The 17,122-nt window shown below is 59.0% G+C and carries 14 protein-coding genes, 4 tRNA genes and 1 pseudogene; 11 read left to right on the forward strand and 8 right to left on the reverse strand.

The features are described 5' to 3' along the window. The first annotated feature begins 35 nt into the window (after positions 1–35). The 4 genes from PSH96_RS09650 (at position 36) to PSH96_RS09665 (ending at position 3,224) form a co-directional block, all read left to right on the forward strand. On the forward strand, positions 36–707 hold the full coding sequence (locus PSH96_RS09650; RefSeq protein ID WP_305458818.1) for a transglutaminase family protein: 672 nt from the start codon (positions 36–38) through the stop codon (positions 705–707). Positions 708–763: 56 nt separating this feature from the next. After that, positions 764–1,381: a glutathione S-transferase gene (locus PSH96_RS09655; protein ID WP_305458820.1), complete on the forward strand. Its 618-nt coding sequence runs from the start codon at positions 764–766 to the stop codon at positions 1,379–1,381. A gap of 134 nt (positions 1,382–1,515) precedes the next feature. Next, positions 1,516–2,448, forward strand: a complete 933-nt coding sequence (locus PSH96_RS09660; protein ID WP_056859647.1) for an ABC transporter ATP-binding protein — start codon at positions 1,516–1,518, stop codon at positions 2,446–2,448. Continuing rightward, positions 2,445–3,224, forward strand: coding sequence for an ABC transporter permease (locus PSH96_RS09665; RefSeq protein ID WP_058420148.1), 780 nt, complete (start codon positions 2,445–2,447; stop codon positions 3,222–3,224). Before PSH96_RS09660 ends, PSH96_RS09665 begins: the two co-directional genes overlap by 4 nt. Positions 3,225–3,357: 133 nt before the next feature. Here the strand turns inward: PSH96_RS09665 and PSH96_RS09670 are convergent, their stop codons facing one another. Beyond that, complete coding sequence (locus PSH96_RS09670) at positions 3,358–3,897, reverse strand: TetR/AcrR family transcriptional regulator (protein ID WP_305458822.1); 540 nt, start codon at positions 3,895–3,897, stop codon at positions 3,358–3,360. A gap of 91 nt (positions 3,898–3,988) precedes the next feature. Here PSH96_RS09670 and PSH96_RS09675 point away from each other — a divergent pair, with 91 nt between their 5' ends. The 3 genes from PSH96_RS09675 to PSH96_RS09685 all read left to right on the forward strand — a co-directional run bounded on the left by PSH96_RS09675 (position 3,989) and on the right by PSH96_RS09685 (position 8,392). After that, a complete protein-coding gene (locus PSH96_RS09675; protein WP_305458824.1) occupies positions 3,989–5,179 on the forward strand; it encodes an MFS transporter in 1,191 nt (396 codons plus the stop codon). A gap of 109 nt (positions 5,180–5,288) precedes the next feature. Continuing rightward, positions 5,289–6,452: a TDT family transporter gene (locus tag PSH96_RS09680; protein WP_305458826.1), complete on the forward strand. Its 1,164-nt coding sequence runs from the start codon at positions 5,289–5,291 to the stop codon at positions 6,450–6,452. Positions 6,453–6,517: 65 nt separating this feature from the next. Beyond that, positions 6,518–8,392, forward strand: a complete 1,875-nt coding sequence (locus tag PSH96_RS09685) for an MFS transporter (RefSeq protein ID WP_305458828.1) — start codon at positions 6,518–6,520, stop codon at positions 8,390–8,392. Between the two features lie 107 nt (positions 8,393–8,499). Here PSH96_RS09685 and sugE read toward each other — a convergent pair whose 3' ends face one another. From sugE to rdgC, 3 genes are all read right to left on the reverse strand, one after another. Beyond that, on the reverse strand, positions 8,500–8,814 hold the full coding sequence (sugE, locus tag PSH96_RS09690; protein WP_016970241.1) for a quaternary ammonium compound efflux SMR transporter SugE: 315 nt from the start codon (positions 8,812–8,814) through the stop codon (positions 8,500–8,502). Positions 8,815–8,926: 112 nt separating this feature from the next. Next, positions 8,927–9,886, reverse strand: a complete 960-nt coding sequence (locus PSH96_RS09695) for a bile acid:sodium symporter family protein (RefSeq protein ID WP_305458830.1) — start codon at positions 9,884–9,886, stop codon at positions 8,927–8,929. Between the two features lie 166 nt (positions 9,887–10,052). After that, positions 10,053–10,973, reverse strand: coding sequence for a recombination-associated protein RdgC (rdgC, locus tag PSH96_RS09700; RefSeq protein WP_003172886.1), 921 nt, complete (start codon positions 10,971–10,973; stop codon positions 10,053–10,055). A 159-nt stretch (positions 10,974–11,132) separates the two neighbouring features. Between rdgC and PSH96_RS09705 the strand changes: the two genes are divergently transcribed. Together PSH96_RS09705 and PSH96_RS09710 are read left to right on the forward strand one after the other, a co-directional pair. Continuing rightward, positions 11,133–11,208, forward strand: a tRNA-Val gene (locus PSH96_RS09705). Between the two features lie 19 nt (positions 11,209–11,227). Further along, positions 11,228–11,304: transfer RNA gene (locus PSH96_RS09710), tRNA-Asp, on the forward strand. Positions 11,305–11,446: 142 nt separating this feature from the next. Here the strand turns inward: PSH96_RS09710 and PSH96_RS09715 are convergent. The 3 genes from PSH96_RS09715 to PSH96_RS09725 form a co-directional block, all read right to left on the reverse strand. Then, entirely contained in the window at positions 11,447–13,879 is a 2,433-nt protein-coding gene (locus PSH96_RS09715) for a TonB-dependent siderophore receptor (protein ID WP_305458832.1), read from the reverse strand. Between the two features lie 78 nt (positions 13,880–13,957). After that, entirely contained in the window at positions 13,958–14,941 is a 984-nt protein-coding gene (locus PSH96_RS09720) for a FecR family protein (RefSeq protein ID WP_305458834.1), read from the reverse strand. A gap of 7 nt (positions 14,942–14,948) precedes the next feature. After that, complete coding sequence (locus PSH96_RS09725; RefSeq protein WP_305458836.1) at positions 14,949–15,467, reverse strand: sigma-70 family RNA polymerase sigma factor; 519 nt, start codon at positions 15,465–15,467, stop codon at positions 14,949–14,951. Between the two features lie 200 nt (positions 15,468–15,667). On the opposite strand from PSH96_RS09725, the gene PSH96_RS09730 reads away from it, so the two are divergent. Then, positions 15,668–15,743: transfer RNA gene (locus tag PSH96_RS09730), tRNA-Val, on the forward strand. Between the two features lie 19 nt (positions 15,744–15,762). Next, a tRNA-Asp gene (locus tag PSH96_RS09735) sits at positions 15,763–15,839 on the forward strand. 160 nt (positions 15,840–15,999) lie between these two features. On the opposite strand, the pseudogene PSH96_RS29545 reads toward PSH96_RS09735, so the two are convergent. Continuing rightward, positions 16,000–17,046: pseudogene (locus PSH96_RS29545) on the reverse strand (M10 family metallopeptidase C-terminal domain-containing protein). Positions 17,047–17,122: the final 76 nt, after the last annotated feature.

Genomic DNA, 17,122 nt, shown 5'->3' on the forward strand with positions numbered 1-17,122 from the left:
CGTTAGACTCAAGGCTTGCCTTGGAGATAAAGCTCATGGATACGTACTTGAATCCCAGCCGCTTCATCGATAGTGACCACCCTGCGGTGGTGGAGTTCGCCGAAAAACATCGCGGAACCCGCCCGGATTTAAGTGACCAGGCGGTCAGTCTCTACTTGGCCGTGCGTGAGGCGATTCGCTACAACCCGTACACCTTCAGCCGTGATCCGAACACCCTCAGTGCCAGCTTCGCCCTGGCCACCGGCGAGAGTTATTGCGTGCCCAAGGCCACCTTATTGGCCGCCTGTGCCCGTCATTGCGGGATCCCGGCGCGCATTGGCCTGGCGGATGTGCGCAATCATTTATCGACACCGCGCCTGCTTGCGCTGCTCAAAAGTGATGTGTTCGCCATGCACGGCTATACCGAGTTGTACCTGCACGGACGCTGGGTCAAGGCCACGCCAGCGTTCAACAGCCAACTGTGCGAGTTGTTCGATGTGCCGCCGTTGGAGTTCGATGGGGTCAACGACAGCGTGTTTCACGCCTTCAATCGCCAAGGCCGGCGCTCGATGGAATATGTGCTGGACCACGGGCAGTTCAGCGATGTGCCCGAAGCGTTTTTCTTCGCGCATATTCAGCAGTGTTACCCGCACCTGTTTGCCGACGACATGCCGCTCTTGCTCAAGGACATGCAGGGCGACATGCAGAGCGATTTAAGCCGCGCGTGAACCGGCGTATGCTGCTGCGTTCATCAAGCCATGTTCATCAACGATAAGGCGCGGTCATGCTGAAAATCTGGGGTCGTAAAAATTCATCAAACGTCAGGAAGGCACTGTGGTGCGCCGAGGAACTCGGCCTGGACTATGAGGCAATTGATGCGGGCGGAGCTTTTGGTGTGGTCGACACCCCGCAATACCGGGCGTTGAACCCCAATGGCCGGGTGCCGATGATCGAAGATGGCAACTTTGTGTTGTGGGAATCCAACACCATCGTGCGTTATCTGTGCGCCAAGAACGCGTCGGATTTTTACCCGAATGACCTGCAAGCCCGTGCCAGCGCCGAGAAGTGGATGGACTGGACCACGTCCACACTCGCCGATCCGTTCAAGGCGGTGTTTTGGGGCATCCTGCGCACCCCGGCAGAAAAACAGAACTGGGACAGCATCAATGCCGGGCGCCAAGCCTGTATCGATGCGCTTAACACCGTCGACCAGGCCCTCGCCAAGCAACCCTACCTGTCCGGCGAGCGTTTCGGCATGGGCGATATCCCCTTGGGTTGCTTTGCCTACGCCTGGTTCGAGATGCCCATCGAACGCCCGGCAATGCCCCATCTAGAGGCCTGGTACCAGCGTCTCAAAGACCGCCCGGCCTACCGCAAGGCCGTGATGACCGCGTTGACTTAATACTGACTATTAATACAGGTGACTGTACTTGTGCGGCGCGGGCAAGCACCATGCTTGTCATGCGCCGCCGTTGAACTACGTGCGCTGCGCGCTTATCTACTCTTTCTATTCCCTTCTCTGGTGCGTAATCCGATATGAGTTCCGCTCTGTCCATCCGGCAGCTAACCAAAACCTACGGCAACGGTTTCCAGGCCCTGAGTGGTATCGATCTGGACGTTGCCGAAGGTGACTTCTTCGCCTTGCTCGGCCCCAACGGTGCCGGCAAATCCACCACCATTGGCATCCTCTCCACCCTGGTCAACAAAACCAGCGGCTCGGTGAATATCTTTGGCCATGACCTGGACAAATCCCCGGCGGCGCTCAAGCGCTCCATCGGCGTGGTGCCCCAGGAATTCAACTTCAACCAGTTTGAAAAGACCTTCGACATCGTCGTGACCCAAGCTGGTTACTACGGCATCCCAGCGAAAATCGCCAAGGAGCGTGCCGAGCAGTACCTGACTCAGTTGGGCTTGTGGGACAAGCGTGACGTGCCGTCGCGTTCGTTGTCGGGAGGCATGAAGCGCCGCCTGATGATCGCTCGCGCGCTGGTGCATGAACCGCGCCTGCTGATCCTCGATGAGCCGACCGCAGGTGTGGACATCGAGCTGCGCCGTTCGATGTGGACCTTCCTCACCGAGCTGAACGAGAAGGGCATCACCATCATCCTCACCACCCATTACCTGGAAGAGGCTGAGCAGCTGTGCCGCAACATCGGCATCATCGACCACGGCACCATTGTCGAGAACACCAGCATGCGCAACCTGCTGGGCCAGTTGCATGTGGAGACCTTCCTGCTCGACCTGAAAAACAACCTGTCGGTGGCGCCGCAACTGCTCGGCTACCCAAGCCGTCTGGTGGATGGCCACACCCTGGAAGTGCAGGTGGACAAGGCCATGGGCATCACCGCGTTGTTCACCCAGTTGGCGGCCCAGAGCATCGAAGTACTGAGCCTGCGTAACAAAACCAATCGCCTTGAGGAGTTGTTTGTGTCCCTGGTGGAGAAAAATCTGGCGAAGGTGGCGGTATGAGTTCCGAACTGCAACCCAACCTCGTCGCGCTGCAGACCATCGTTTATCGCGAAGTGAAGCGCTTTACCCGGATCTGGCCACAGACCCTGCTGCCGCCGGCGATCACCATGGTCTTGTACTTCGTGATTTTCGGTAACCTGATCGGCCGCCAGATTGGCGACATGGGTGGCTTCACCTACATGGAGTACATCGTGCCGGGCCTGATCATGATGTCGGTGATCACCAACTCCTACGGCAACGTGGTCTCGAGCTTTTTCGGCAGCAAGTTTCAGCGCTCGATCGAAGAACTGATGGTGTCACCGGTGTCGCCGCACACCATCCTGATCGGCTACACCCTGGGCGGCGTGCTGCGCGGCTTGATGGTCGGGGTGATCGTGACCTTGCTGTCGCTGTTCTTCACCCACCTGCAGGTGCACCACCTGGGTGTCACCATTCTGGTGGTGGTACTGACGGCGACGATCTTCTCGCTGCTGGGCTTTATCAACGCCGTGTTTGCACGCAACTTCGATGATATTTCGATCATCCCGACGTTCGTGCTGACGCCACTGACCTACCTGGGCGGGGTGTTCTACTCCATTACCTTGCTGCCGCCGTTCTGGCAGACCGTGTCGCTGGCCAACCCGGTGTTGCACATGGTTAACGCCTTCCGTTACGGGATTTTGGGCGTGTCGGATATCAAGATCAGCGTGGCGATCACCTTTATGCTGGTGGCGACCGTGGTGCTGTATGTCGGTTGTGCTCGGTTGCTGGTGAGTGGGCGCGGGATGCGTACCTAAGCAGCAGTCATACGCGTTCAAAATGTGGGAGCGGGCTTGCTCGCGAATGCGATATGCCAGTCGACTGATTTGTTGACTGACACACCGCCTTCGCGAGCAAGCCCGCTCCCACATTTGGTTTTGTGTAAGGCCTTTATTTTTTCAGCGCCAGTTCTAACAAGGCATGCAGCTCTTGCACCGTCAGTGGCTCGGTCGAGAACAAAATGCGAAACACCGTCGGCGCCGCCAGCAGGTTGATCAAATGGTCCACGCTCGGCGGCGTACTCTGTGGGTAACGGTCGATAATCGTCTGAAACTGCCCACTCAGAATGCTCACGCAATAACCCGGTGTGATCATGCTCTGCAGGTCACGCATCATGTTGCGCCCCGGTTCCGAGTTCATTTCATCCAGGTATTGCTCAGCCCAGGCCTGCAGGTCGCCGCGCAGGCTGCCGGTATTGGCCGGCTCGCTGTCGGGGCGCATGCGGGCCAGGGCCACATCGGCCAACAGCACTGATAAGTCGCCCCAGCGCCGATAGATGGTCGAGGGCGTGACGCCCGCGCGCGTCGCAATCATCGGCACGGTAACGCTGGAGCGCTCATGGGCTTCCAACAGTTCACGCACTGCCGAATGCACTGATTCTTGAACCCGGGCACTGCGGCCTCCCGGGCGAAGGCCTTCTTTTATCGCCATGCGTAAAACCTTAACACAAAGAATTTGCTTTAAGCGCGCGCCGGTAGCACACTACGCAAAAGCAAAGTATTAGCTTTAGCGGAGTGTGCCCATGTCTCGCGTTATTTCTCAACGGTCCAGCCTGGCGTTCCTGGTCATCACCGTGTTGACCTTCCTCGCCGCGTCCAGCGCGCCGACGCCGCTGTATCAGGTTTACCAGGAAAACCTGCACTTCTCCGCAGCGATGCTCACGGTGATTTTCGGCGTGTACGCCGTCAGCCTGCTGGCGGCGTTGCTGACCGTGGGTTCACTGTCGGATCATCTGGGGCGCAAGCCGGTGATTTTCGTCGCATTACTGCTCAATATTGTGGCGATGCTGTTGTTTATCAACGCCGACAGCACCGCGCACCTGATTGCCGCTCGTGCGCTGCAAGGTTTCGCCACCGGCATGGCCACGGCGGTGCTGAGTGCGACTTTGCTCGACACTGACCGCGTGCGTGGCCCGATGCTCAATAGCCTGGCGCCCCTGTTGGGCATGGCCAGTGGCGGGCTGGGCAGCGGCCTGTTGGTCGAGTTCGCGCCGCGTCCTACCCAATTGATTTACTTCACGCTGTTGGGGTTGATGGTGTTGCAGGCCGCGTATGTGTGGCGCTTGGCGGAAACCGTCAGCCGTATTCCGGGTGCCTTGAAGTCGCTGGCGCCGACCCTGCATGTACCGCACCAAGCGCGCCGGGCCTTATGGCTGGTGATGCCGCTGAATGTGGCGGTGTGGGCGCTGGGCGGGTTCTTCTCATCCCTGGCGCCGTCGCTGGTCAAGGCTGCCACCGGTTCCACGTCGCACCTGATCGGCGGCGGCCTCGTAGCGGTCGTGACCTTGAGTGGTGCGGTGATGATCTACAGCGTGCGCGAGCGCCCGGCCGATAAAATCATGCGGCTGTCGGCCGGGCTGTTGGCGGTGGGCGTCGCGTTGCTGCTGGTGGCCGTGCACATGGGTATTTTGTGGCTGTTCTTTGTCGCCAGTGTGATTGCCGGTTTTGGTTTTGGCGGCGGCTTCATGGGCAGTGTGCGCAGTATCGTCGGGCTGGCGTTGCCCCATGAACGGGCCGGTTTGATGTCGGCGTTCTATGTGTTGAGCTACTTGGCGTTCTGTCTGCCGGCGTTGTTGGCGGGTTACCTGTGCCATGTTTACGGCCTTATCGTCACCACGGAAGGTTATGGGGCCGCGCTGATAGTGCTGGCCCTGAGTGCGTTGGCCGGTTTGGTTCTGCAGGACTCGATCCGGGCCAAGGCGGCGATAGAGTGATGCCGTATATTGGTAAAGTAGATAACAGATAGAGATATTACCCGTTATATAGATATTCGATCAGGTTCTATGATGGCTTCAACCTCATGCGAGGAAGAGGATTGCCATCATGACCTGCTCGACGACTCCCAGCTGCAAAGCCCCAAGCTACAAACCCTTGAGCCACCTGACCCGCCCACGGGAAGTGATTCGCCAGTTCACCCCCAACTGGTTCGCTGCGACCATGGGCACCGGCGTGCTGGCCCTGGCCCTGGCGCAACTGCCATTCAGCCTGCCCGGTTTGCACGTCATTGCCGAAGGGCTGTGGCTGTTCACCATTGGCCTGTTTGTGCTGTTCAGCCTGTTGTACGCGGCACGTTGGGTGATGTTCTTCCACGAAGCGCGACGCATCTTCGGGCATTCCACCGTCTCGATGTTTTTCGGCACCATTCCCATGGGCCTGGCCACCATTCTCAACGGCTTGCTGCTGTTTGGCCTGCCGCGCTGGGGCAGCGAAGTGATCCCGCTGGCTGAAGCCTTATGGTGGTTGGACGTGGCGATGGCCCTGGCCTGCGGCGTGCTGATCCCGTTCATGATGTTCACCCGCCAGGAACACAGCATCGACCAGATGACCGCCGTCTGGCTGTTGCCGGTGGTTGCCGCCGAAGTCGCCGCCGCCAGCGGTGGCCTGCTGGCGCCGCACCTGGCCGACGCCCAGGCGCAACTGGTGATGCTGGTGACCAGCTACGTGTTGTGGGCGTTTTCCCTGCCGGTGGCGTTCAGCATCCTGACCATCCTGATGTTGCGCATGGCCCTGCATAAACTGCCGCCTGCCAATATGGCCGCGTCGAGCTGGCTGGCTCTTGGCCCCATCGGCACCGGTGCGCTGGGCATGTTGCTGTTGGGCGGTGACGCACCGGCGATCTTCGCCGCCAATGGGTTGCCGGGTGTGGGCGAAATGGCCAATGGCCTGGGCGTGGTGGCGGGCATCACCCTGTGGGGCTTCGGTTTGTGGTGGATGCTGATCGCGGTGCTGATCACCCTGCGTTACCTGCGTGCCGGCATTCCGTTCAACCTCGGCTGGTGGGGGTTTACCTTCCCGTTGGGGGTTTACGCGTTGGCCACGCTGAAGCTGGCGAGCCTGCTGCACCTGAGCTTTTTCAGTATCTTTGGCAGCGTGCTGGTGCTGGCATTGGCGCTGATGTGGCTGATCGTGGCCAAGCGCACCGTGCAGGGTGCCTATAAAGGTGAGCTTTTTGTTTCGCCATGCATTGCAGGACTAGGGAATAAGTAAGCGCGATTAGGTAAAGTCGTGGCCTGAGAAACTACACGCCTTCAGGCCACGCAGGAACACGGACGATGAGCCACCCCTCACAATTCACCTTGCTGCGCACACGGCGCTTTTTGCCGTTTTTCATCACCCAGTTACTGGGCGCGTTCAACGACAATATCTTCAAGCAATCGCTGATCCTGGCGATTCTCTACAAGCTCACCATCGAGGGCGACCGCTCCATCTGGGTCAACCTGTGCGCCTTGTTGTTTATCCTGCCGTTCTTCCTGTTCTCGGCGCTGGCCGGGCAGTTTGGCGAGAAATTCAACAAGGACGCGCTGATCCGCGCGATCAAGATCGGCGAGATCGTGATCATGGCCGTGGGCGCCACCGGCTTTCTGTTCAACCACCTGGAGCTGATGCTGCTGGCGCTGTTTGCCATGGGCACGCATTCGGCGCTGTTCGGCCCGGTGAAGTACTCGATCATGCCCCAGGCGCTGCACGACGATGAGCTGGTGGGCGGCAACGGGCTGGTGGAAATGGGCACGTTTCTGGCGATCCTGGCCGGCACCATTGGCGCCGGAATCATCATGTCGTCGAGCAATTACGCGCCCCTGGTGGCGGTGGCGATTGTCGGCGTGGCGGTGCTCGGCTACCTGGCCAGCCGCAGCATTCCGCGGGCGGCGGCGTCCACGCCGCAGCTGCGGCTGAACTGGAATATCTTCAGCCAATCCTGGGCGACCTTGCGCCTGGGCCTGGGGCAGACCCCGGCAGTGTCGCGCTCGATTGTCGGCAACTCGTGGTTCTGGTTTGTCGGTGCGATCTACCTGACGCAGATCCCGGCCTACGCCAAGGAATGGTTGTACGGCGATGAAACTGTGGTGACGCTGATCCTTACGGTGTTTTCGGTGGGCATCGCCGTCGGTTCGATGCTCTGTGAAAAGCTCTCCGGGCGTAAGGTCGAGATCGGCCTGGTGCCGTTTGGCTCGTTTGGCCTGACGGTGTTCGGCCTGCTGCTGTGGTGGCACTCGGGCGGTTTCCCGCAATCGGCCGAGGAACATAGCTGGCTGGCGGTACTCAGCTACGGTCAGGCGTGGTGGGTGTTGTTCGATATCCTTGGCCTGGGTGTGTTCGGCGGCTTCTATATCGTGCCGCTCTACGCGCTGATCCAGTCGCGCACGGCCGAGAACGAGCGCGCGCGGGTTATCGCGGCCAACAATATTCTCAATGCGTTGTTCATGGTGGTCTCGGCCATCGTCTCGATCCTGCTGCTGAGCGTGGCCAAGCTGTCGATCCCTGAGTTGTTCCTAGTGGTGTCGCTGCTCAACATTGCGGTCAACACCTACATCTTCAAAATCGTCCCCGAGTTCACCATGCGTTTCATGATCTGGCTGCTCAGCCATTCCATGTACCGCGTGGAGCATCGCAACCTGGAACGCATTCCCGATGAAGGCGCGGCGTTGCTGGTGTGCAACCACGTGTCATTTGTCGATGCACTGTTGATTGGCGGCGCGGTGCGTCGGCCGATTCGCTTTGTCATGTACTACAAGATCTACCGTTTGCCCGTGCTCAACTTTGTTTTCCGTACGGCCGGGGCGATTCCGATTGCCGGGCGTCACGAAGATATCCAGATCTACGAAAAGGCCTTCACACGGATTGCCCAGTACCTGAAGGAAGGGGAATTGGTGTGTATCTTCCCGGAAGGCAAGCTGACCGCCAATGGCGAGATGAATGAGTTCCGTGGCGGGTTGACGCGGATTCTGGAGGAGACCCCGGTGCCGGTGATTCCGATGGCGCTGCAAGGGTTGTGGGGGAGCTTTTTCAGTCGCGATCCGAACAAGGGGATCTTTCATCGGATCTGGTCGCGGGTGGTGCTGGTGGCGGGGGAGCCGGTTGCACTGGAGGCCGCGACGCCTGAGCAGTTACAGGTGCGGGTAGGCGTGTTGCGCGGGAGTGTCAGGTAGTTATTTGCTGGCCGTAAGGGCCTCATCGCAGGCAAGCCAGCTCCCACCTTTGAACGGTGAACACAGTCCAATATGGGAGCTGGCTTGCCTGCGATAACGGTAGTGACCTAAGTGCTGATCTTGAGCCCAACCAACCCGCAAATAATCAACGCCACACTCGCCAAACGAAACAACGCCATGGACTCGCCAAACAGAATAATCCCGGCGATCACCGTGCCCACCGCACCCACACCGGTCCAGATGGCATAGGCGGTGCCCAACGGCAGCTCCTTCATGGCCAGGCCCAGCAGGCCGAGGCTGATGGCCATGGCGGCAATCGTCAGGGCAGTCGGCAGCGGCTTGCTGAAACCGTCGGTGTACTTCAGGCCGACCGCCCAGCCGACCTCGAACAGCCCGGCAAAAAACAGAATGATCCAGGACATGTTGATCTCCCCTTTATAGCTGGGGTCGTCCCCGGATTAAGCGCTTGAGAGCGTCGCGAGGTCGTCCTCGCGAAGCTTGATAGAGTGCCGAAAATTGATCGGACGATCAAGTTTACGGCGCGCGCTCCAGGGCGCGGCGGTCTTGCTTCTCGCTCATTCTGCGAAAGTACGTCGACAGCAGTGCACCGGAAATATTGTGCCACACGCTGAACAGCGCGCTCGGCACCGCCGCCAACGGCGAAAAGTGCGCACTGGCCAACGCGGCGCCCAGCCCGGAGTTCTGCATGCCCACTTCCAGCGCCAAGGATTTACGCTGCGCCAACGGCAGTTTGAACAGGCGGCCGGTGAAGTAACCGAGCAGATAACCGAAGCTGTTGTGCAGCATCACCACGGCCATGATCAGCAGGCCGGACTCGGCGATCTTCGCTTGGCTCGCCGCAACCACTGCAGCGACGATGATCACAATGCTCACCACCGACACCAACGGCAGCACGTCTACCGCATGGCGGACGCGCTCACCCAGCACACGCTGCGCCACCACGCCCAGCACGATCGGCAGTAACACCACTTGCAGGATCGACCAGAACAACTCCATGAACGACACCGGCAGCCAGGCCGAGGCCAGCAGCCAGATCAACGCGGGCGTCAGCAGTGGGGCGAGGAGGGTGGTGACGGCAGCGATGGCCACCGACAGCGCCAGGTCGCCCCGGGCCAGCCAGGTCATGACGTTGGACGACGTGCCGCTTGGGCAGCACCCGACCAGGATCACGCCGACGGCAATTTCCGGCGGCAGGTGGAACGCCTGGCACAGCAGCCAGGCCACGCCCGGCATGATCACAAAATGCGCGACTACACCCAGAGCCACACGCCAGGGATGGCGGGCGACTTCGGCGAAGTCTTCAAGTTTCAAGGTCAGCCCCATGCCGAACATCACCAGGCCCAGCAGCGGCACGATGGCGCCCTTGAGGCCGATGAACCAGCCGGGCTCAAGGAAGGCGAGCACCGCGAAAATCAACACCCAGTAGGCGAAGGTATTGCCGACGAAGCGGCTCAAGGCGGCGAGTGCACGCATGGGGGGATGTCCTTGTTATCAGATTTCGGAAGTGCAAATGTAATCAAATGTGGGAGCTGGCTTGCCTGCGATAGCATCAACTCGGTATGACTGATAGACCGAGGTGTCTGCATCGCAGGCAAGCCAGCTCCCACACTGACTGTGCTCCCTTTATGGCGGGTGTTGCTTAGATGCCCTGCGGGGTCTCTTCGCCGCCCAGTGCTTCAACCAACGCCGGCAGGAACTCGCCAAACGTCAGCATCATCAGGGTAAAGCTGGCATCCAGTTGGCCCAATGCCTCGTCGCCGCCGTCCTGTTCAGCCTGGTCTTGCAACAGGTCTTCGAACTTCAAACGCTTGACGGTCATTTTGTCGTCGAGCATGAAGGACAACTTGTCCTGCCAGGCCAGGGACAATTGCGTCACGACTTTGCCGGTGGTCAGGTGCAACTGGATCTCTTCGCCGGTCAGGTCCTGGCGCTTGCAGCGCACGATGCCGCCGTCTTCGTGGGTGTCGCGCAGTTCGCATTCGTCGAGGACGAAGAAGTCATCGGCTGGCTTCTGCGTGGTGACCCAGTCGGTCATGATCGCCGTTGGTGCGGTTTTAACCGTCAGCGGGCGTACCGGCAGGGTGCCGATCACTTCACGCAGGGTCGACAGCAGGTCTTCGGCGCGCTTGGGGCTGGCCGAGTTGACCAGGATGAGGCCCTGTTTCGGCGCAATGGCGGCGAAAGTCGACGAGCGACGGATGAAGGCACGCGGCAGGAAGGCCTGAATGATTTCATCCTTGATCTGGTCGCGTTCCTTCTTATAGACCTTGCGCATTTGCTCGGCCTCGATCTCTTCGACTTTCTCTTTAAGCGCGTCACGCACTACGCTACCCGGCAGGATGCGTTCTTCCTTGCGTGCAGCGATCAGCAGGAAGTCACCGCTGACATGCACCAGGGGAGCGTCTTCACCTTTACCAAAAGGCGCGACGAAACCGTAAGTGGTCAACTCCTGGCTTGCACACGGGCGCGCCAGTTTGGTGGCCATGGCCGCTTCCAACGCCTCGGCATCAACAGGCAGATCTTGGGTCAGGCGATAGATAAGCAGGTTCTTGAACCACATGGGGTGAGTCTCTCCTTTATACAAAGGGGGGCATTATTGTCTTGATCAGGGCTGAGGCCAACCCTGCCTAAGCCATTGGAAGGCCTCAAAAAAAAGATTTAAGAAAGTGCTTGCCAGACGTAGGGTCGCTCCGTAGAATGCGCGCCACACCGAAGCGAAGGGTGATTAGCTCAGCTGGGAGAGCGTCTGCCTTACAAGCAGAATGTCGGCGGTTCGATCCCGTCATCACCCACCATTCGTTTCAAGTGTTACGCGCAGCGGTAGTTCAGTCGGTTAGAATACCGGCCTGTCACGCCGGGGGTCGCGGGTTCGAGTCCCGTCCGCTGCGCCATATTCGGTAACCTGGAACACTGAACGCCAGGTCACCACAGAAAGCCCGCTCAATGAGCGGGCTTTTTGCTGTCCGGGGTTTGTAAAACCGAAAAACGCCGCCGATCATTTCCGATGATCGGCGGCGTTTTTTTATGGGCTGATCAGAAATCCCAGCGTGTGGTGACCATCACGTTGCGCGGCTCGCCATACGCGGCGGAGTTATAGAAACCGATATTGGTGTAGTAGGACTTGTCGAAGATATTGTTGAGGTTCAGCGTCGCCGACAGGTTCTTGGTGACCTGGTAGCGGGTCATCAGGTCCACCAGCCAATAAGCGTCCTGGGAGAACTCTTCATAACCCTTGTGCGGGTTGTTGTAGATATCCTGCCAGCCCACGCTCTGCCAGCGCACGCCGCCGCCGACGGTGAGCTTGTCCAGGTCGCCCTTGAGTTTATAGGTGGTGTACAGCTTGACCTGGTCCTCGGGCTCGAAGGTGGAGATCTTCACGTCCTTGTCATCGCGCACGACCTTGTGGGTGTACCCGGCCTGCAACTGCCAGCCTGGCGCAATCTCGCCGGACACTTCCACTTCGTAGCCCTTGGTCACCGCCTTGCTGCTTTTATAAGCGTAGTTGGACGGTATCGGCGTCTGGTTGTTGTACTCGTCGTCGGAGAGCGCGCGGTTGGATTCGTGGATTTCAAAGTAAGCGGCGCTGGCGTTGAGGCGGCCGTCGAGGAAGTCGGCTTTCAGGCCAAATTCCCAGTTCTGACCCTCGTCCGGTTCAAGCAGTTTGTTCTCGCGGTCGCGGTTGTAGTTTTCCTGCGGCATGAAAATATCGGTGTAGCTGGCGTAGACCGAGTAGGTGTCGTTCAGGTCATAAATGGCGCCCACATACGGCACGAATCGTCCGGACTCGCGGTAGCTCGGGTTGTTGCCGGTGACTTGGTAGTTGACCACGCGCCCGCCCAACAGCAGCTTGAGGTCGTCGGCGAGGTTCAATCGTGTAGTCACGTAGGCGCCGGTCTGGCGCACGGTGTCGTCGATCAGTGATTGTGCGCTGCCCCAATCCGGGATCTTGGCGTGGCCGCGCCAGTGGTTGAAGTCGACGGTATTGGGGGCCAGGTTCCAGTAACCCTTGCCTTTCCACTCCGATGCGCTGATGGAGCCGCCCAGTACCAACTCATGCTCGCGACCGCCGAGGCTGAACGGGCCGCTCACATACAGGTCGGCCGAGTCGCTGACGGTGTCACCGGTGTATTTGCCGGAGGTGAGGTTGGCCGTGCCGTCGGGCTGTGGCTGGTCACCCTGGATCGAGCCCATCAGCGCGTGGTAGCCATTGATCTTGTGATCGAGTTGCAGCTTGCCGACCCAGCCATCACCCAGGTCATGTTCCAGCATGGCGAACACGGTGCGGGTGTATTGCTCCCAACTGCTCCAGTTGGCGGCGTTGTTGAACGAGCGCTTGACGCTGTTGCGTTCGCCTTGGGAGTTGATCAGCGGAAAGCTGCCGGACCACGACGAGGCGGTGGGCAACGTGTCCTGATAATCGCCGCCCACGGTCAGCAAGGTGTCGGGTGACAGGTCGAACTCCATGATGCCGTAGTACGTCGGGCTCTTGCGCGAGTAGCGGTCCATGAACGAGCGCTTGTCTTGATAGGCCGCAACCGCTCGGCCGCGCACATTGCCGCTGTCGGTCATTGGGCCGCTCACGTCCAGTTCGCTGCGGTAGTTGTCCCATGAGCCGGCCCCGAGCGTGGCGTGGCCCTGGAAATCGGCGGTGGGTTTCTTGCGCACCAGGTTGATCGTCGCTCCCAGTGAGCCGGCGCCGGTGAGCAGGCCGGTGGCGCCTTTGAGCACTTCTACGCGGTCGTAGATCGCCATGTCGCTGAGGGTGTTGCCCGCCGAGTAGGCGACGTTGCGCGCGGTCGAAGGAATGCCGTCGTACTGGAAGTTATTGATCGAAAAGCCGCGCGCGTAATAGTTGCTGCGCTCGGTGTCGAAGGCCGACACGGTGATGCCTGGGGTATGGCGCATCACGTCGTCGACGTTGTTCAGGCCAAAGTCATCCATGTGTTGACGGGTGACCACGCTCACCGATTGCGGGGTCTGTTTGGGCGTCAGTATCAACCGCGTCGAGGTGGCGATCGTGCCGGGCGTGTAGGAGCCGGTGCCTTCGGTGACATTACCCAACTGGGTGGCGGTGACTTCAGTGGGGCCTAGCTCCATGGTGCCGCTGCTGGCCGTCGCAATGGCCTGCAGCGCGTACCCCTGCGCACCTTTAACGGCACGATAGCCACTGCCTTGCAGCAATCGATCAAAGCCGTCCTGGGTGGCAAAGGTGCCCTTCAACCCGGGGCTTTGCAGGCCTTCGAGTGCCTGGGGCTGGAACACAATCGCCACGGCGGCTTGCTGGGCAAAGCGGTTGAGCGAAGTGCCCAGCGGCCCGGCGGGAATGTCGTAGGCTTGGGCGGCGACGTTGACCGTGTCCGCCTGTGCCAGGTGAGTACTCAGGGTGGACGCGGCAAATATCGCCAGGGACAGCGGCGCACTTTTCAGCAGGCCAAAGCGCCCGCGTGGGTTAGAAGGGGTGTGCATGGTCAGGGCAATCCTTTACGTGTCGAATTACCTTGCTTGACGGGCAACCCCGAAAAAACCGGAAGCAAATGCGAATAATTATTTATTGGGCGCTGTTTCAGGGCTCACGACCATCAGCCACGCAGTGTAGTGGCGAACCTTGATCGGCAAGGTCTGCGCGAGCAATTGCAGGGCTTGATCGCTGTCATCCAGCGGAACGACCGCCGATACCCGCAGGTGTTGCAGGGCGGCGCGATCAAATTGCAGAAAGCCGGCTCGATGGCGGGCGATTTCATCCAGTACTTCGGGCAACGGCCGGTTTTCCACCACCAACTGATGGCGACGCCAGGCTTCGTTGACGCTGGCCGGGTCGATACGGCCGTTCAGGCGCACTTCGTTCGAGCTCATCAGCGCCTGCGAGCCGGCGTCCACTTCCACGGTCTCCTGGGCATTCGTGCTGTGCGCCGCCACGCGCGACTGCAACATGCTCAGTACGGTCACGTCACCCTCGCGCTTGACCACAAACCGCGTCCCCAGCGCACGCAGCGTGCCTTGCGGGGTCTGCACGATAAAGGGCCGTGCGCTGTCATGGGCGACTTCCACCAGGATCTCGCCTTGCAGCAGTTCAATCCGACGTTGCTGCTGATCGAAATGCACGTTCGCCGCGCTGATGCCGTTCAGGGTGAGTGTCGAGCCGTCCGCCAGCTGCAGGCTTTGCCACTGGCCGGGGCCGTTACGCACATCGGCCATCCACCGTTGCGGATAAGGGCTGACGAGCAGCGCCGCCGCAGGAATCGCCAGGCTGCACGCGAGCAGCAGGGCGCGTACCGCGTTTTTGCCGCGCCGCGGTTTTCGTTGAGCAAATGCCGCGTTGAGTGCCGCCCGCGCCGGTGATTTTTCCGCACGCAGGGCCTGCATCCGGGCAATCACGGCCTCCATGCGCGCAGCGGCCGCGGCGTACTGTGGCCCTTGTTGTTTCCAGCACTCGAACGCCAAGCGCTGAGCTTGGCTCACCTCACCTTCGTGCAGGCGCAGCAGCCATTGAGCGGCTTGTTCTTCGATCTGTTGGTGGGTGTCAGGCATGCTCGGGTCAGGTGTCCATGCTATGGCTGCAGTGCACCAGTGCCTGGATCAGGTATTTGCGCACGGTGCGTTCCGACAGCTTGAGCTGCCGAGCGATTTGTTGCTGGGTCATTTCTTCCAGGTAATACAGCACAAACGCTTGTCGCGAGTATTCGTGCATGCCTTCCAGAATAAATGCGATGTGCTCGAGCGCTTCGAGGGTCGTGTGGATTTGCTCCGGCGACTGAAACCCCTCCAACGCGTCTACCGTTAGCGCCAACTCTTGCAGGTAAGCCTGCTCAATCTGTTTACGCCGCGCCTGATCGATCAGCAGGCGTCGAGCCGTGGTACTTAAATAAGCACGCGGCTCACGAATGCTTGCCACGGATTCACGGGCATTGAGAATCCGCGCAAAAGTGTCCTGCGCCAGATCGGCTGCGTTCTGGCGGCAACCGAGTTTGCGCCGCAACCAACTGAGCAGCCAGCCGTTATGCTCACTGTAAAGCAGGGTTATTTCCCGTTGGAATGGCGGTTCACCCACAGACATAGGCGCGGCTCAGGTGTTATTGAGAATGGTTTTTAATTGTGCCGCCAAGCAGCGTATAAACGCAATAGACTCGCATTTGGGGGCTTGAGGCCCCGTTTTTCGGGGCGCGGAGGGCGTTGGAGAAAATATTTTAAATAAATTGCATTTAAATCAAGACATTGCAGATTTTTGGTGTATTATGCCGCCCACACCGAAGCGAAGGGTGATTAGCTCAGCTGGGAGAGCGTCTGCCTTACAAGCAGAATGTCGGCGGTTCGATCCCGTCATCACCCACCATTCGTTTCAAGTGTTACGCGCAGCGGTAGTTCAGTCGGTTAGAATACCGGCCTGTCACGCCGGGGGTCGCGGGTTCGAGTCCCGTCCGCTGCGCCATATTCGGTAACCTGGAACACTGAACGCCAGGTCACCACAAGAAGCCCGCTCATTGAGCGGGCTTTTTTTTGCCCAGCATTCAGGTCGCGGTGCGGCATCTAACCATTCCCTTCAGAGGGTAAGCCGGTGACTTCAAAGTCAGCGCCTGCGCTGCAAAACGTTACGTGCGTGTGATGATGTCACTCATTTTTATTCCATCTGCACGTAACAAGAAATCGGGCTCTGAAAGACCTTTACCATCAAAGTACGTCCAATATCTCACGTAGGTCTTACCATCCGGTGCCGTATGGGTATCCAGGTGAGGGCTCCCCTCCAGAAAGGTGCCTTCATTGGTTTTCTGAGAAAAGCCGCTGATATCGATTTTGTCGATGCCGCTTTTAAAGCCAACAAGGTGGTCGGTTTCTTTCGGCGTAGAGTCCTATGAGTTAGTGAACGTGACCGTGTTGGCACCACTGCCCAAGGTGATTTTATTGGCCTTGAAGTTCGCGATGACAGTATTAGTGCCGGAACCTGTTAGAACGTCCTCAACGTGCGTGCCTCGCAAAATAGAAATATTATTCTTGAATCCTGCAATGCTGGAGAACGTGCCGTGGTTCAAGTTGATATTTTGATCATGGGTGTCATCTTCGATATTGAGCGTTTCGTGTGCGCGGACACTTGAAATACTTGCTGTGACGGGCGCGTCATCGTCGTCCAACCCGTTCAAATCGTATTCCACGTGAGTGGTTTCGTTACTGTACTGACTGTTATGTCCGTAGCGTTGAGTCAGTAAGCCTAGATCATGCATTTGCGCACGTGTGACATAGTGGCCTTTAAAATCATGGCCCGTTGTAGTTTCCGACTGGGTACTGAGAAGACTGTAGCCGAGAGAGTCTGTGGCACTCGCGGGTCTATTGCTCTTATCCTCAGGGTTCGTATGAGACAAACCCAGCGCATGCAGCAAGGCGTGAGCAAGCACGTTACCACCCCGATTACGCGCGTTGGCCTTTAAGTGGCTGGCATCGCCCCTGACATAGGCTTCCGCAGGCTCGTCTGCCTTGTCAGGATTCTGTGGGTCTGACGTGTTGTCTGGAAAATTGACTTGTACCAGGTTTTTTCCATTTGATGGCACGGGAGCATAGTTACCAAAATTTATCTTCCCGTCCGGGTTCTTTATGGCGCCTTTTTCATGAAAAACCAGGTTTGTATCGAAGCTGAGGTCCGCCATTTGATCGAGGAGTTCTCGCTTTTGTTCGGGACTTAGCTGCGAGTATCCTGTTAAACCCAGTTTCCTGAAATACTTG

Origin of the sequence: Pseudomonas sp. FP2338 (assembly GCF_030687515.1) — a bacterium.
Taxonomy (GTDB): Bacteria; Pseudomonadota; Gammaproteobacteria; order Pseudomonadales; family Pseudomonadaceae; genus Aquipseudomonas; species Aquipseudomonas salomonii.

Bases quoted from the DNA above. Each gene is read 5' to 3' on its own strand.
- PSH96_RS09655 (WP_305458820.1), top strand. From the start codon at position 764: ATGCTGAAAATCTGGGGTCGTAAAAATTCATCAAACGTCAGGAAGGCA.
- sugE (WP_016970241.1), bottom strand. From the start codon at position 8,814: ATGTCCTGGATCATTCTGTTTTTTGCCGGGCTGTTCGAGGTCGGCTGG.
- PSH96_RS09670 (WP_305458822.1), bottom strand. From the start codon at position 3,897: ATGGCGATAAAAGAAGGCCTTCGCCCGGGAGGCCGCAGTGCCCGGGTT.
- PSH96_RS09675 (WP_305458824.1), top strand. From the start codon at position 3,989: ATGTCTCGCGTTATTTCTCAACGGTCCAGCCTGGCGTTCCTGGTCATC.
- rdgC (WP_003172886.1), bottom strand. From the start codon at position 10,973: ATGTGGTTCAAGAACCTGCTTATCTATCGCCTGACCCAAGATCTGCCT.
- PSH96_RS09695 (WP_305458830.1), bottom strand. From the start codon at position 9,886: ATGCGTGCACTCGCCGCCTTGAGCCGCTTCGTCGGCAATACCTTCGCC.
- PSH96_RS09660 (WP_056859647.1), top strand. From the start codon at position 1,516: ATGAGTTCCGCTCTGTCCATCCGGCAGCTAACCAAAACCTACGGCAAC.
- PSH96_RS09650 (WP_305458818.1), top strand. From the start codon at position 36: ATGGATACGTACTTGAATCCCAGCCGCTTCATCGATAGTGACCACCCT.
- PSH96_RS09680 (WP_305458826.1), top strand. From the start codon at position 5,289: ATGACCTGCTCGACGACTCCCAGCTGCAAAGCCCCAAGCTACAAACCC.
- PSH96_RS09685 (WP_305458828.1), top strand. From the start codon at position 6,518: ATGAGCCACCCCTCACAATTCACCTTGCTGCGCACACGGCGCTTTTTG.
- PSH96_RS09725 (WP_305458836.1), bottom strand. From the start codon at position 15,467: ATGTCTGTGGGTGAACCGCCATTCCAACGGGAAATAACCCTGCTTTAC.
- PSH96_RS09715 (WP_305458832.1), bottom strand. From the start codon at position 13,879: ATGCACACCCCTTCTAACCCACGCGGGCGCTTTGGCCTGCTGAAAAGT.
- PSH96_RS09665 (WP_058420148.1), top strand. From the start codon at position 2,445: ATGAGTTCCGAACTGCAACCCAACCTCGTCGCGCTGCAGACCATCGTT.
- PSH96_RS09720 (WP_305458834.1), bottom strand. From the start codon at position 14,941: ATGCCTGACACCCACCAACAGATCGAAGAACAAGCCGCTCAATGGCTG.